Annotated in this window: 12 protein-coding genes, 1 tRNA gene and 6 pseudogenes; 7 read left to right on the forward strand and 12 right to left on the reverse strand. The window is 69.7% G+C overall.

The genetic code is table 11. The features are described from left to right. Window positions 1-188: 188 nt before the first annotated feature. On the forward strand, window positions 189-356 hold the full coding sequence (locus L2X98_RS02220) for a hypothetical protein (RefSeq protein ID WP_259612187.1): 168 nt from the start codon (window positions 189-191) through the stop codon (window positions 354-356). Here L2X98_RS02220 and L2X98_RS02225 read toward each other — a convergent pair. From L2X98_RS02225 to L2X98_RS02245, 5 genes and pseudogenes are all read right to left on the reverse strand, one after another. Then, window positions 353-1,243: pseudogene (locus L2X98_RS02225) on the reverse strand (M48 family metallopeptidase). The gene L2X98_RS02220 and the pseudogene L2X98_RS02225 sit on opposite strands and share 4 nt — an antisense overlap. Window positions 1,244-1,336: 93 nt before the next feature. Further along, window positions 1,337-1,904 (reverse strand): annotated as a pseudogene (locus L2X98_RS02230) (LemA family protein). Window positions 1,905-1,984: 80 nt separating this feature from the next. Beyond that, window positions 1,985-3,298, reverse strand: coding sequence for a D-arabinono-1,4-lactone oxidase (locus L2X98_RS02235; protein ID WP_259612188.1), 1,314 nt, complete (start codon window positions 3,296-3,298; stop codon window positions 1,985-1,987). Further along, window positions 3,295-4,532: pseudogene (locus L2X98_RS02240) on the reverse strand (alanine racemase). Before L2X98_RS02240 ends, L2X98_RS02235 begins: the two are co-directional and overlap by 4 nt. A 558-nt stretch (window positions 4,533-5,090) precedes the next feature. Then, window positions 5,091-5,744: a fasciclin domain-containing protein gene (locus L2X98_RS02245; RefSeq protein ID WP_259612189.1), complete on the reverse strand. Its 654-nt coding sequence runs from the start codon at window positions 5,742-5,744 to the stop codon at window positions 5,091-5,093. A 142-nt stretch (window positions 5,745-5,886) separates the two neighbouring features. On the opposite strand from L2X98_RS02245, the gene L2X98_RS02250 reads away from it, so the two are divergent. The 6 genes and pseudogenes from L2X98_RS02250 to L2X98_RS19800 all read left to right on the forward strand — a co-directional run bounded on the left by L2X98_RS02250 (window position 5,887) and on the right by L2X98_RS19800 (window position 9,047). Continuing rightward, on the forward strand, window positions 5,887-6,654 hold the full coding sequence (locus tag L2X98_RS02250; RefSeq protein WP_259612190.1) for a cytochrome c biogenesis CcdA family protein: 768 nt from the start codon (window positions 5,887-5,889) through the stop codon (window positions 6,652-6,654). Then, a pseudogene (locus L2X98_RS19790) lies at window positions 6,644-7,036 on the forward strand (redoxin family protein); the annotation flags it as partial. The gene L2X98_RS02250 and the pseudogene L2X98_RS19790, both read left to right, overlap by 11 nt. A 95-nt stretch (window positions 7,037-7,131) precedes the next feature. Next, on the forward strand, window positions 7,132-7,599 hold the full coding sequence (locus L2X98_RS02260) for a hypothetical protein (protein WP_259613158.1): 468 nt from the start codon (window positions 7,132-7,134) through the stop codon (window positions 7,597-7,599). Between the two features lie 30 nt (window positions 7,600-7,629). Continuing rightward, window positions 7,630-8,233, forward strand: a pseudogene (sigK, locus tag L2X98_RS02265) (ECF RNA polymerase sigma factor SigK). 270 nt (window positions 8,234-8,503) lie between these two features. After that, window positions 8,504-8,833: a hypothetical protein gene (locus tag L2X98_RS19795; protein ID WP_354003094.1), complete on the forward strand. Its 330-nt coding sequence runs from the start codon at window positions 8,504-8,506 to the stop codon at window positions 8,831-8,833. Between the two features lie 7 nt (window positions 8,834-8,840). After that, window positions 8,841-9,047 (forward strand): hypothetical protein, encoded by a 207-nt coding sequence (locus tag L2X98_RS19800; RefSeq protein WP_354002981.1) that lies wholly within the window; start codon window positions 8,841-8,843, stop codon window positions 9,045-9,047. Between the two features lie 5 nt (window positions 9,048-9,052). Here L2X98_RS19800 and L2X98_RS02275 read toward each other — a convergent pair whose 3' ends face one another. From L2X98_RS02275 to L2X98_RS02305, 7 genes and pseudogenes are all read right to left on the reverse strand, one after another. Then, window positions 9,053-9,550, reverse strand: coding sequence for a hypothetical protein (locus tag L2X98_RS02275; RefSeq protein ID WP_259612192.1), 498 nt, complete (start codon window positions 9,548-9,550; stop codon window positions 9,053-9,055). Window positions 9,551-9,554: 4 nt separating this feature from the next. Then, window positions 9,555-9,965, reverse strand: a complete 411-nt coding sequence (locus tag L2X98_RS02280) for a DUF4383 domain-containing protein (protein ID WP_259612193.1) — start codon at window positions 9,963-9,965, stop codon at window positions 9,555-9,557. A gap of 73 nt (window positions 9,966-10,038) precedes the next feature. Beyond that, window positions 10,039-10,680 carry a class F sortase gene (locus tag L2X98_RS02285; RefSeq protein WP_259612194.1) on the reverse strand — a complete coding sequence of 214 codons (642 nt, stop codon included), beginning with the start codon at window positions 10,678-10,680 and terminating at the stop codon, window positions 10,039-10,041. A gap of 66 nt (window positions 10,681-10,746) precedes the next feature. Further along, window positions 10,747-11,511: a hypothetical protein gene (locus L2X98_RS02290; protein ID WP_259612195.1), complete on the reverse strand. Its 765-nt coding sequence runs from the start codon at window positions 11,509-11,511 to the stop codon at window positions 10,747-10,749. Window positions 11,512-11,663: 152 nt separating this feature from the next. Next, a tRNA-Leu gene (locus L2X98_RS02295) sits at window positions 11,664-11,737 on the reverse strand. A 100-nt stretch (window positions 11,738-11,837) separates the two neighbouring features. Continuing rightward, window positions 11,838-13,269 (reverse strand): annotated as a pseudogene (locus L2X98_RS02300) (NAD(P)/FAD-dependent oxidoreductase). 26 nt (window positions 13,270-13,295) lie between these two features. Then, the gene (locus L2X98_RS02305) at window positions 13,296-14,348 is read right to left on the reverse strand and encodes a S8 family peptidase (RefSeq protein WP_354002890.1); all 1,053 of its coding nucleotides are present in this window, start codon (window positions 14,346-14,348) and stop codon (window positions 13,296-13,298) included. Window positions 14,349-14,604 lie beyond the last annotated feature (256 nt).

A 14,604-nucleotide genomic window follows, 5' to 3' on the forward strand; every position in this document is an offset into this window, starting at 1 on the left:
GGACGTGGCCTGGGCGCCGGACGCCGCCGCGGTGGCGCAGACCCGGCTGAATGCCTACGAGGACCGCTGCACGGCCGCGGCCGACGCCGTTCCCGCGCACTGCGGACTGCGGGTGCCGTGGGCGGCCGACCTGACCACACTGGAGCGGATCGCCTACCGCATCCAGACCCGGCCGACACTGACACTCGATGCCTGCGGCCGGCACGTTCGCCGCGACCGGCGGCGTGATCGTGGCCACCGCGCACGGCACGGATGCGGAGGGGCACTCCGCCGCGTTCACCTATCGCGCCGACGACTGGGCGCTGCGCGGCGAGATCGTCTTCGACGGCGCCGAGATGCAGCTGGCGGTCCGCTAGAACGAGCCGCCGATCCGGTGCAACCGCTCGATCCGGTCGGCCAGCGGTGGGTGGGTGGAGAACAGCCGCGCCAGGGCGTTCGGCCGCAGCGGGTCGGCGATCCACAGATGCGCCATGGACGTGTTGGCCTTCTGCAGCGGCCGGCCCTGCGTGGCCAGCTTGCCCAGAGCGGATGCCAGCGCCTCCGGATCGCGGGTGGTCATGGCGCTCGTGGCGTCGGCCAGGTACTCGCGCTGGCGCGAGATGGCGGCCTGGACGATTCCGGCCAGCAGCGGCGCGACGATCGCGGCGACGATGCCGAAGATCAGGAAGATCAGCTTGCGCCTGTCCCCCGTTGCCGGACCTGCGGCCGCCGCCGAAGAACGTCATCCGCAGCATGATGTCGGCGACCAGGCCCACGGCCACGACGAGGCCGAAGACCAGCATCGACACGCGGATGTCGTAGTTGCGGATGTGGCCCAGCTCGTGGCCGAGCACCCCCTCCAGTTCGCGATCGGTCATGATCTCGAACAGTCCGGTGGTGACGGTGATCGCCGCCTTGTCCGGGTCGCGGCCGGTGGCGAACGCGTTGGGTGCGGCATCCTCGACGACGTACAGGCGCGGCATCGGCGTCCCCGTGGCGATGCAGAGGTTCTCGACCAGGCGGTGATACCGGGGCGCGGACTGCTTGTCGACCTCGAACGCGCCGGACAGCGCGAGCGCCTCACGATCGGCGCTGAAGTACTGCACCGTCGCGTACCCGCCGGCGCCGACCAGGACGAACGCGGTGATCCACCAGTTGTTGCCGGCGAGCCAGCCCGCGAGCGCGCCCAGGGCGCCCAGCAGCGCACGAATCCGATCAGGATGAACCACGTGTTGCGCTTGTTGCGCGCGATCGCGGTGTACAACGCTCAGCGCTCCTGCGTTTCGACTCGCTTCGCTCGCTCAACGTGGATCCGCGACGCGTCAACGCGGCTTGCGCCGCATTGCCCCGTCTCGCATCAGAACTGGACGCGCGGCGGCTCGGCGATCGCCGCACCGTCCACGACCTCGAAGAACTCGCGCTCGTGGAAGCCCAGGTTGCGCGCGAACAGGTTGTTCGGGAACACCTTGACCTTGGTGTTCAGCTCGCGCACGCCGCCGTTGTAGAAGCGGCGAGAGGCCTGGATCTTGTCCTCGGTGTCGACGATGTTCTGCTGCGAGCTGGAGGAAGTTCTGGCTCGCCTGCAGCTGCGGGTAGGCCTCGGCGACGGCGAACAGCGACTTCAGCGCCTGCTGCATGTGTCCTTCGGCGACCCCCGCCGCGGCCGGGCCGCCCGCGTTGAGCGTCTCGGCGCGCGCCTGGGTGACGTTCTCGAACACCGCCTTCTCGTGCGCGGCGTACCCCTTCACCGCCTCGATCAGGTTCGGCAGAAGGTCTGCACGTCGCTTCAGCTGGACCGTGATGTCGCTCCACGCCTCATCGACGCGAACGTTCAGCTGGACGAGAGAGTTGTACGTCGCCCACAGATAGATCCCGACGATCAGGATCACTGCGACCACGATGAGTACCGGGATCAACCATTCCATTGCGCGCGGCTCCGTTCGATCTTTCTCATCCTAAACGCGCGCCGCCGACCCGCCGTGTGCGAGGCCCGTTCTCCCAGGCGTTACTCACCGAGCACACGCTGCAGATATGGGTTCTGGAACATCCGCTCCGGATCGAGGCGGTCGCGCAGAGCCACGAAGTCGTCGAACCTCGGGTAGCGCTCGCGCAGCCGTGCCGCATTCAGCGTGTGCATCTTGCCCCAGTGCGGCCGGCCGCCCCGCTCCCACATGATCTGCTCGACGGCCTCGAAGTACGCCGTCGGGTTCTCCCGCCAGTAGCGGTGCACGGCGATGTAGGCGGTGGTGCGTCCGTGCGCGGTCGACATCCACAGCTCGTCGGCAGCGGCCACCCGCACCTCCACCGGGAACGAGATCCGCCAGCCGCGCTCGTCGATGAGCGCGCGCAGCGCGTCGAAGGCCGGACGCAGCTGCTCCAGCGGAAGGGCGTACTCCATCTCGCGGAACCGCACGCCGCGGTGCTGGGTGAACACCCGATCGGATCGCTCGGTGTACTCCCGGTTGCCGGTGAGCCGCACGGCCAGGCGGGAGAAGGGCGGGGTGATGGCCGGGATCACCGCGGCGCCCGCGCAGACCGCGCCGTACACGGCGTTGGACAGCAGCTCCTCGTCGATCCAGCGGCCGACGGCGGGCAGCGGATGCCGCGGTGCGTCGCCGGGCAGCCGGGTGTTGGTCTTCGTCAGCCCCACGTCCGTGTGCGGGAACCAGTAGAACTCGAAGTGGTCGCTCTCCCACGCACGCTGCTCGAGCCCGGCGAGCGTCTCGTCCAGGCGGCCGGGCTGGTCGACCGCGTGCAGGACGAACGCGGGCACGCACTGGAGGGTGACCTCGACCAGGACGCCGAGCGCGCCCAGGCCGAGCGCCACCGCGGGCAGGAGTTCGGTGTTCTGCTGCTCGTCGACCGTGAGCAGCTCGCCGTCCGCGGTCGCCAGCACCGCGCCGACGACCTGCGTGGACAGTCCCCCGAAGCGCACGCCCGTGCCGTGGGTGCCCGTGGAGATCGCGCCGGCGATGGTCTGCCTGTCGATGTCGCCGAGGTTGGCCATCGCCAGCCCGTACGGCTCCAGCAGCGTCGGGATCGCGTGCAGCGGCGTTCCGGCGCGCAGCGTGACCCGCTGCCGCTCCCGGTCGACCCGCACCACACCGGTCAGATCGCGCAGGTCCAGCAGGACGCCGGGCGCGACCGCGATGCCGGAGAAGCTGTGACCGGATCCGACCGCCTTCACGGCGAGCCCGCGCCGGGAGGCTGCCTGGATCGCGCGGCGGACGGCGTCGCTGCTGCCGGGCAGCTCGACCCGCTGCGGCCGGACGTGCACGGAACGCCCCCAGTTGCGCCACTCGCCGCCGGGTCGCGTCACAGGAAGGCCCTTCCCTCGCCGCGGTACGTGGGCACGGCGCCCACGATCCGGTCCCCCTCGATCAGCTGGTACGCGTCCACGCGCTCGGCGAGCTCTCCGCTCTTGGAATGCCGGAACCACACCCGGTCACCCACCCGTAGGCCGCCTGCGTTCTCGCCCTGCAGCGGTGTCTGCACCTCGCCGGCCCCCTCGCGCCCGAGCGTGTGCAGTCCGGCCGGCCAGACCGGCAGGGGCTGCCGGGAGGCCACCGGCGGGCCGGAGGCGATCCATCCGCCGCCGAGCACGGTGACGATGTCGGCGGCGGGCTTGCGCACCACCTCGAGCGCGAATGCCGCCGCCGGCGCGAGCGCGAATCCGCGGTACCGGTCGAACAGGTGCCCGGCCAGCAGGCCGCTGCCGGCGGTGATCTCGGTGACGGACTGATCGGATGCGGTCAGCTCGAGGGAGCCGGTGCCGCCGCCGTTGACGAACTCCAGCGGCGCGATGTCGCGCAGCCGCGCGACGATCGCGCCCCGACGGACGAGCAGCTCCTCCCCGAGCGACGCTGCATCCAGCGGATCACGGGATCGGAGGCGCCCTCCTTGTCGGGCTGACCGGCGATCTGCGCCTCGTACATCATCAGGCCGACCAGTGCGAAGCCGTCGCGCGCCACGATCTCCTGCGCGAGGGAGGCCACCTCGGCCACGTCGTGCACCGGCGACCGCCGGACCCCGATGTGGCCGAGCCCGGGGGCGCGCCAGGACGCGTCGGCGTCGATGCACAGCCGGATGCGCTCCCGCGCACCCGGGGCCGCGATCGCGTCGACGAGGTCGAGCTGGTCGATCGAGTCGACCATGAGCGTGATGTGCGCCGCCGCGACCGGATCGGCAGCGAGCCGGGCCAGCGCCGCGCGGTCGGCGGTCGGATAGCCGACCACCACGTCGGTGTGCCCGGTCTCAACCAGCCACAGCGCCTCAGGCAGCGTGAACGCGAGGATGCCCTGATAGCCGGGGACGGCCAGCGTCGCATCGATCACCTCGCGCACCCGCACCGACTTGCTGGCCACCCGGATCGGCACGCCGCCGGCGCGCACGACCATGTCCAGTGCGTTGTACCGCAGCGCGTCGGTGCTGATCGCGGCCAGCGGCCCGGACAGGCCGGCCACAGCATCCGTCATCCCCTGCCAGTAGGCGCCGGAATCGGCGCCTAGCCGTCGCGATCGGGGTCGTGACGGGGCCAGCAGGTCGAGGCTCATCGGTTCGGGCTCCTTCGCGTCGACGACGCGTATCAGTATAGGTCGCGCGGGAATCACAGCCCGTGCCCAGCGGCCGCGAACTACCATGGAGGCAGCTGATGAGCGCTCGCGACGCGTCGAGTCCCCAGCTCGATGAGCGCCCGTTCCCCAGACGGTGCCGCGTCGCCTGCGCCTTCAGCTCCGGTGGGTGCCGCGAGGTCTCGTTCTTCATCCGAACACTCGCGGCACCCACCCACGTTGACGCTCGTCGCGTCGGCGATCCCCGACACCCCGCCGGGCCACTCCCCAGTCGTCTGCCCGGCGGTTCTCGGTGCCTTCGCCGCCGCGTCCCCAGCGCGTCGAGCGGATCTTACTGTATCCGATCCGTGTCCCCCATTTGGGGGACAGATGCGCTTCTTGAGGAAATCTGAAGGTTGGGGCGAGGAGCTGTCCTCGCAGTCGGCCTCCATCGACGACCGGTTGCGACCGGTGTCATACGCAGATGTGACCCGCTCGCGGACGCGCGTGTCTGCGAGCGGGCCACCGACTCAGTGCCGCATAGCCCTTCCGGGCCCGGCGTTACTTCGCGGGAGGCATCAGCACCGAATCGATCAGGTAGACGGTGGCGTTCGCGGTATGCACGCCCCCGCAGATGACCTTCGCGTCGCCGACCATCATGTCGTCGCCACTGCCGGTCACGGTGACGTCCTGACCCTCGACGGTCTTGTGTGAGCCGTCGATGCTCGACGGCGGGATCTGGCCGGGCACCACATGGTAGGTGAGGATCTTCGTCAGCGTGGCGTCATCGGTCTTCAGGCTGTCGATGGTTGCGGCGGGGATCTTCGCGAACGCGTCGTCGACAGGCGCGAACACGGTGAACTCGGAGCCGTTGAGTGTGTCGACGAGATTCACCTTCGGGTTCAGCTTGCCGCTGACCGCTGCGACGAGGGTCGTCAGCAGCGGATTGTTGGATGCCGCGACCGCGACGGGATCCTGCGACATCCCCTGGATCGACCCGGCGCCGTCGGGCACCTTCGACGCGTAGCCGGCGCACCCGGGTCCGACGAGATCGGCTGCGGGGTCCATCGCCGAGGGCTGGGACGCGGCCGGCTGCGAGGCCGATGGCTGGTCTGCGCTCGGCGTGTCGCTTCCTGAGTTCATCGCGCAGCCGCTGAGCGCCACGGCCGCGCCGATCACCAGCGGAACGGCCAGGTACATCTTCTTACGGAACATCTCGTCCTCCTCGAGTGCCTGCCCAGAGCAGTGCTCCGGCATCCTTCACCTGTTCGCGGCCGGTCGCCGAACGGATTGGAACGGGCACGGGGCAAACCGTCCGGGCGTCGGCGCCGAACAAGCGCCAGACGAAGGAGCGCAGATGGAACTGATCATCATCGGACTGCTCGGGGGCCTGATCACCGGGATCTCGCCGTGCATCCTGCCCGTGCTGCCGGTCATCTTCCTGACCGGCGGCGCCCAATCGGCACGGTTCGAGGACGACCCGGCGCCGGCACCGCGGTCACGCCCGTACTTCGTCATCCTGGGCCTGGTCACGAGCTTCACGCTTGTGACGCTCGCCGGTTCGCTGATCCTCGGGCTGCTGCACCTGCCGCAGGACGTCATCCGCTGGGTGGGGATCGGAGTGCTCGTCGTGATCGGCGTGGGCCTGATCGTTCCGCGGGTCGAGCAGCTCATCGAACGACCATTCCAGCGCCTCGCGCGGCGCAAGGATGTCGCGAACACCGGCCGGGGCTACGGCGTCGGCCTCGCGCTCGGTGCAGTGTTCGTGCCGTGCGCGGGTCCCGTACTCGCGGCGATCATCGTCGCCGGGTCCACCGGCCGCATCGGCTGGGGCACCGTGCTGCTCACCGCATCCTTCGCCGTCGGCGTTGCGGTGCCGCTTCTCGTGTTCGCCCTCGCCGGACGGGGGCTCACCGAACGCATCCGCGCGTTCCGCTCGCACGAGCACGGGCTTGCGCATCGCCGCCGGCATCGCAATGATCGCGCTCGCCGCCGGGTTGGCGTTCAACCTGCCACAGTCGCTCGAGCGGCTGGTGCCCGACTACACCGCCCAACTGCAGCGATCGCTCACCGACAACCCCGGTGCGCAGCGCGCGCTCGAGCTGGGCGGGTTGGTGAACGATGAGAACAAGGACCTCTCCAAGTGCACCGCGAACGCCGACCATCTGCAATCGTGTGGCACCGCCCCATCATTGAAGGGGATCACGGGGTGGCTGAACACCCCGGACGGGGCAACCGTCGACCTCGCCGACGAGCGCGGGAAGGTCGTGCTCGTCGACTTCTGGGCGTACGCGTGCATCAACTGCCAGCGCAGCATCCCGCACGTCGTCGCCTGGGACGAGGCGTACCGGGACCTGGGACTGGAGGTAATCGGCGTGCACTCGCCGGAGTACGCGTTCGAGAAGGATGCCGGCAACGTCGCCGCCGGGGCGAAGGGCTTCGGCATCACCTACCCCGTCGCCCTCGACGACAACCTCGCGACGTGGACCAACTACCGCAACCGGTACTGGCCGGCGGACTACCTGATCGATGCGACCGGGGCTGTTCGGCACATCGGCTTCGGCGAAGGCGACTACGCGCAGACCGAGCAGATGATCCGGGCATGCCTGACCGACGCGAACCCCGCAGTGACGCTTCCTGCACCCACGGAGGTCGCCGACCTGACTCCGAAAGCAGGATCCACCACGCCAGAGACGTTCCTCGGGTTCTCCAGCAGCGCAACTTCGCCGGTTCCGCCTATCCGGACGGCGCCTCGACGTTCCACCTGCCCGGCACGCAGCCTGCCGACACGTTCGCGCTCGACGGGAGCTGGACCATCGGATCGCAATCCGCGACCCCGACGGAGGGAACCGGTCGCATGCGGTTGCGGTACCACGCAGGCACCGTGCGGATGGTGCTCGGCGGCACCGGGACGGTGAAGGTGCGGCAGGACGGCGGATCCTGGCGGGATGTCGACGTCTCGGGCGTGCCGCGCTCATACGCCGTCGTGACCGCAGGTGACCGATCTGACGCGACGCTCGAGGTGCAGGTGCCGGCGGGCGTGGACGTCTATTCGTTCACCTTCGGGTAGCCGGTGCACGGCTGCGGGAGGGCGTGCGGCATGCTGGTGGATATGGTGATCGACGGAATGGACTTGCCGGAAGACGGCGCCGAGCCCGTCGACGTCGCCGGGAACCTCATCCGCCGCGCGGCTGACGGTGACCGCGCCGCCTTCGCCGAACTGTACGACATGCTCTCCGCACGCGTCTTCGGGCTCATCCTGCGGGTGCTCGTCGACCGCGCTCAGAGCGAAGAGGTGCTCCAGGAGGTGTTCCTGGAGGTCTGGCAATCCGCAGGACGGTTCGCTCCGAACAAGGGGCACGGGCGGTCGTGGCTGCTCACCATCGCTCACCGCAGGGCGATCGACCGGGTGCGCTCGTCGCAAGCCAGCAGCGACCGCGACATCCGGGCGGGGTTCCGCGACCTCGCCTCGGCGCCCGCCGGGGTCGCCGAGCAGGTCGAGCTGCGGATCGAGTCGCAGCGCGTGGCGAGTGCGCTGCGGGCAGCTGCCGGACAACCAGCGCGAGGCGATCACGCTGGCGTACTACGGGGGATATTCGCAGAGCGAGATCGCGGCCCTGACGGGATCTCCGCTGGGAACGGTGAAGACCCGCATGCGAGATGGATTGACACGACTTCGAGTGGAGATGGGGGTGACACGGTGACCGAAGAAGAGTTCGCGCAAGCTCTCGGCCGGCGCCGCTCTCGGCGCGTTGAGCGCCGACGACTTGCGCGCTTATCGCGCGGCCCTGGCCGAGCACCCGGAGTGGGCCGCACAGGCGGATGAAGACGCCGAGGCCGCCGCGGGGCTCGCCGAGGTCGGCGATGAGGTCGCACCTCCCCCGCGCTGCGGGAGGTCATCCTCGCCCGCATCGACGACGTACCGCAGGGGATCGCAGAGGACGAGCCGACGAGCCCCGTCACCGGCGGTCGCAGTGACCAGCACGGTGCGAGCCGCGCCGGGACACCGGCGGCGGGGACGTCGCCGCAGGTGGTTCGCACTCGCGGCATCCCTCGTCCTTCTGGCCGGCATCGGCACCGCGACCGTGATCGTTTCGCAACAGGCGAATCAGCCGGCGGCCGTGGTCGCGCTGAACCGCATCGAGGCCGCTCCCGACGCGCAGCAGGCGACCGCCGATGTCGATGGCGGCGGTCCAGCCACCCTGCACTGGTCAGCGTCGGCCGGAGAGGCGGTTCTGGTCACCGGCGAGCTGCCGCAAGCTCACCGACGGCAAGACGTTCGAACTCTGGTACATCCGCGATGAGGCCCCGATCCCCGCCGGCACGTTCGACGCCACCGGCACCACCACCTCGGCCCTCCTGAACGATGGCATGCAACCCGGCGACGTCATCGCCGTCACCGTGGAGCGCGCCGGCGGATCGCCCACCGGAGAGCCTACGACGCAAGCCGATCCTTACGATCCCGACCGCCTGAGAGCGCTGATGCACCTCCGGAAGTCGCCGTCCTCCGCGAGATGACAGATTCAGTGGCCGGCGTGCGGATCGTGGGATCCGGCAGGAAGCTGACCGCTGTGCGCCGCGGTGTCAGCCGTAGACAGCGCGGGAGTCACCAGCGCCGCCACGAGGATGGCACCGGCAACCGTGCCGACCGTCGTGGTCCATGACCTGGAGCGTCCCGGTGCCGGGTCCTTCCTCCGTGCGGAGACGCACGCCGCGGCCGTTGCGAGCACGAGAGCTGCCGCGACGGCGACGGGCGCGCAGCCGACGGCGAGCGCGGCGGCCGCCAGCGCGATGCCTCCGACCGCACCGGCCACCTTCGTCCGGGGCACGACGATGCGCCCCGCACGAAGGCTCGCCGCGCCCCACACCAGCTCCCCTGCTCCCAGGAGCAGAAGCAGTACCACGACGACGATCGCCGGCGCGGGAGCACTGCCCGCGACGATCGAGGCTCCGAGAGCGATGTGGACAAGGCCGGCGCCCCAGGCGAAGAGCGCCGGCCACGTGGATGAAAATGCCCGCATGCGTTCAGGCGACCACCGGGCGGCCGCTGTCGCGTTCGGCTCCGAGCCCGACTGCCAGCAGCAGGATCGCGCTCGCCAGATGCAGGAAGTGGTCGAACGTGTTCAGCGCGAGGATGTTGGCCGCCGTGCCGACCAGGAAGAACCCGACGATCCCCAGCAGCAGGTACGCCGCGCCGATCACGGTGTTGGTCACTTTGGCGGCCTTCACCGAGACGAGGCCGAAGATGACGAGCGCCGCGCCGATCAGCAGATGGGCCACGTTGTGCAGCGGGTTCACCATGAAGATGCCCAGCAGCATCCCGCCCTTGGTGGCCAGGAACCCGACTCCGCCGGTGACAGCGAAACCCAGAAGCCCGACGAGCAGGTAGACGGCACCGAAGATCACGGCGATCAGACGGTTGGGTGACGTGCGCATGGTTCTCTCCAATTTCTGCGACGGATGCCGCTCAGTCAGAGATTCGGAGCCTTCCGCAGAATGGATGCCAAGATCACGCGATATGACTGGATGTCAGTCGGGCATAGACGACGATGTTGTCCACGTAGTGGCCGATGCTGTGGTTGAAGTCGCCACCGCACGTGATCAGTCGCAGTTCGGCGCGATCGGTGTTCCCGTAGACCTGCAGCGTGGGGAAGGCATCCTTGGGATATTCGGAGACCCGCTGGGCGGTGAAGACGGCCACGGTTCCGTCCGCTCGCGTGACGGAGATGTGGTCGCCGCGACGGATGTCGCCGAGCCGATAGAACACGGATCGCCCGCTCGGTGCATCAACGTGCCCGAGGATGACTGCCGGGCCCAGCTCACCGGGCGTCGGTGACCCCTTGTACCACCCGGCGGGCTGCGATGTTCCCAGCGGCGGGACCTGCACGCTGCCGTCCTGGTTCTGGCCGAGGGTCATCAAGGAGGAGTCGACGCCGATCGCCGGAATCGTGAGGCGTGTCGGGTGCGACTTGGCCAGGATGGGACCCGTGATCGGTGCCGGAACGGGAGCCGGCGCCGCCGTGGGCGTCACCGAGGGTGTCGGCTGGTGTGCCGGAGACTCCGCAATCGCCGAAGGGCGCGGCGGGGGCGGGTTTCCCCAGATCCCCGCCCCGATCACGACGGTGCCTCCTGCCGCGAGCAGAATCGCCACCGTGGCCGCCACAAGGCGGCCACGGCGGCGATCGTCGGGGATCAGACGCACGTCACTGTTCCCGGATCATCCTGCGCCGCACGTAGAAGGCTCCCCCGCTGCCAGCAGCAGTCCGCCTCCGATACCCACCAGGCCGAGGTTCGCCCCGGCAGATGTTCCTCCACCGCCGGTCTGTGCGCCACCCTTGGGCATGGCGCCCATCTGGGTGTCCTGCAGGGCACCACACAGTGCAGGCGAGGTCGCCGCCAGTGGAAGCGTGGGAACGAGGTTGCTCTTCTCACCCTGTGCCTTCTCGCTCAGCGTGCTCGGATCGAGGCCGTGGACGACCACAACGGCGGTCCCCGCCTGGAGCGCGGCGACCGTGTCGGCATTCATCGTGAAGGTGCGGTCGTAGGTGTAGCTGTCACCCTGGCCCGCGACCTTCAGGTCCGTGGCCGCCGACTTGTCGGTGGCGCCGCTGGTCGACAGCGTCGTTCCGATCATCCCGTAAGCCGGCTGTCCCTCGACCGTATCGACGACGTCGTCGCCGTTCTTGTCAGCCGAGGGCGCGGGACACGTCCCCTGCCCACCGATGTGGATGTGCTGAACGTGCGGATACGGATCGCCGTCGAACGTCTCGGCGAGGCCACTGACCTTCATCGTCACGGTCGCCTTGTCCCCGGTTCCGGTGATCATCACCGTTCCGGTCGCATTGCTGTTGTTCATCTCGCCCAGTTCGGCCTGATACGACCAACTGTCCGAATCGGCAGCCATGGCCGGGGCCGCCGCCAAGAGCGCACTCCCCAAGCCCAGCGCCGGCACGAGCAGAATAGCGGCCTTCTTCATCTTCATCGTCAGACTCCTTCTGATCGACTTCTGTGTGCCGAATTCGGCCCACAATGACTGCTTCGAAGCGATGGCGGAATCGGATGGGTGACATCCCGCTAAGACCCAGCGCTCTCGACAGCGCTGGCCGGGCACACCGGAAGAAACGGTTGCAGAAGTGCCCCCGCTGGGACTCGAACCCAGACTGCGGCGATTTTAAGTCGCCTGCCTCTGCCGATTGGGCTACGGGGGCGCGTGCTCAGGCTACCGGGCACGCAGCGCGCTCCGGCGCACGCCGAATGCACGAGACCCCCGCACCGGTCACCGGCACGGGGGTCTGGAGCGCGGAGCGCTCAGGCCGAAGCCGAGGCCTTCTTGGCGGCGGCATCCTTCTTCGGCGCAGCGTCCTTCTTCGGAGCGGAGTCCTTCGCCGGTGCGGCCTCGGCCGGCTGCGGCGGACGCGGACGGGCCGCGAACTTCTCGAATCCGGCGCGCGGGGTCTGCAGCGCCTGCAGGCTCACGAGGTCTCGACCGAGCCACAGGTTGTTCCACCAGCCCCACAGGACCCGCCACTTGCGCTCCCAGGTCGGCATGGCCAGACCGTGGTAGCCGCGGTGCGCGACCCAGGCGACGAACCCCTTCAGGGCGAAGTTGCCGGACTGGAAGACGCCGTCGTACAGCCCGAGGCCGGCGACTGCGCCGAGGTTCTTGTGGAAGTACTCCTTCGGAACCTCGCCGCGCAGCACCGCGACGATGTTCTTGGCCATGAGCTTGGCCTGCCGCACGGCATGCTGCGCGTTGGGCACGCAGTACCCGCCTACTCCGCCTCCGCTGAGGTCGGGCACAGCGGCCACGTCGCCGGCGGCCCAGGCGCCCTCGACTGCCTCCTCGGGCGTGCCCACGCGCAGGTCGGCGCGGGTGCGGATGCGCCCGCGCTCCTCGACCGGCAGGTCGCCGCCGCGCACGACGACGGGGTTGGCCATCACGCCGGCCGTCCACACGATGAGGTCCGACGGCAGAGTCTCGCCGGTGGACAGCTCGACGTTGCCGTCGATCGCGCTGGTCACCTGGGTGTCCAGGTGCACGTATGCGCCGCGCTTGGCGAGGTCCTTCAGCACCCACTCGCTGGTCTTCAGCGACACCTCGGGCATGATCCGGCCCATCGCCTCGATCAGGTGGAAGTGGGTGTCGTCGAAGGAGAGCTGCGGGTAGTACTCGAGCAGACCGGAGGCCAGCGAGCGCAAGCTCGCCGAACGCCTCGATGCCGGCGAATCCGCCGCCCACGACGATGACCGTCAGCAGTCGATCGCGCTCGGGGCCGGCCGGCATCGCGGCGGCACGGTCGAAGTTCGACATCAGCCGGTCGCGCACGTAGACGGCCTCTTCGATCGACTTCAGGCCGATCGCGTTGTCGGCGATGCCCGGGATCGGGAAGGTGCGTGAGACCGCACCGGCGGTGACGACGATCTGGTCGTACGCGTGCTCCCAGGTCTGGCCGTCCGGCCCGGTGATGGTGGCGGTCTTGCTCGCGTGGTCGATTCCGGTCACCGAGGCCGTGATCACCGTGGTGTGCTCCAGGTGGCGGCGGTGGGCGACGACGGCCTCGCGTGGCTCGATCGAGCCGGCGGCCACCTCGGGCAGGAACGGCTGGTACGTCAGATACGGCAGCGGGTCGACCATCGTGACCTCTGCCTCGCCCTTGCGGAGGTGCTTCTCGAGCTTCCAGGCGGTGTAGAAGCCGGCGTACCCCCCGCCGACGATGAGGATCCGGGGGACAGAGGTCACGGCGGTGTTCACGGTGTGGAGAACTCCTAGAGGATCAGCGGCGGGGCGTGCGAGTGGCGCGCGCCGAACGGATGCGTCGGGCAGCTGCGGTGACGCCGAGCGCTACAAGTATAGCGGGCAGCGTCAGCGCGATCAGCGGGACGCTTCCGTACAGAACCCGTTCCCGGCTGGGCACCAGCGGTGAGACGGCGCGCGTGACCGCATCCGCACGCGGAAGCGGAGTGACCGCGACCGGCGTCTCGCTGGGCTTGCGGCTGGTCGGCGACGGGGGCGCGGCGGTACACCCGGATCCAGTCCTTGAGGTCGCCCATCGGGTTCTCCGCCACCTGGGGGACGCTGGCGGCGACCGCGGCCGCGGCATCCACCAGCCCGAATCCGTAGAGCGGGCTGGGCAGGCTCGTCACCCCCGGCGGGCGGCTCGCGGTCTTGATGATCCGCTCGATCACGTTCGCGGCATCCAGGCCCGGATGCGCGGCGCGCACGAGCGCGACGACCCCGGCGACGATGGGCGCGGCCCCGCTGGTGCCCTTCCACGTCACCAGCTGCCCGTCCGCCGACACGCCGAGCAGGCCCTCGCTGGCCGCGGACACGCCGATCGTGATGCCCTGAGTGGATGCCTCGACACTGGCGTGGCCGGACGGGTCCACGCCGGCGACGGTGAGCACTCCCGGGATCGTGGCGGGGGCGCCCACCCGCGTCGTCCCGTTGCCGCGGTTGCCGGCGGCCACGACGACGACCACATCGTGGTCGAACGCGTACTCGAACGCGTCGTCCCAGCTGCGATCCCAGTCCAGGGTGTTGGTGGTGAACGACAGGTTGATGACGTCGGCCCCGTGATCGACCGCCCACCGCATCGCCTTGGCGACCTGTTCGGCGAACGGGACCTGTGAGCTCGCGCCGAAGCCGACCGAGATCGACAGCAGATCCGCCTCGGGCGCGACGCCGATCATCGCGTCCTCATCGCCGTCGTCACGCGCGGCCGCCAGCGAGGCCACCCAGCTGCCGTGGTTCGGATCCACCGCGCCCACGGCGGTGCGTCCGTCGGCGCTGCCCGCACCCGAGACATCGGTGCCGTCCACGACGGCCGGGTCGAGTTGCGGGCCATGCCCGACACCGGTGTCGATGATGGCGATCCGCTCCCCGCCCCGCGCGTGGTCTTCCACGCGCGCTCGATGCCGTAGTCGGTCAGCCAGTACTCCTGCGAGCGGATCGTGGGCTCTGGTGTCTCGCTCGGCTCCGGGGCCGGGACGGCCGCGGCGGTGCCCGCGAACACGACGAACGCGCCCGCCAGCACGACGATCAGCAGACGTTTCACCCTCGGTCCCCCGCACGGCC

The organism is Microbacterium elymi (assembly GCF_021582895.2).
GTDB lineage: Bacteria > Actinomycetota > Actinomycetes > Actinomycetales > Microbacteriaceae > Microbacterium > Microbacterium humicola.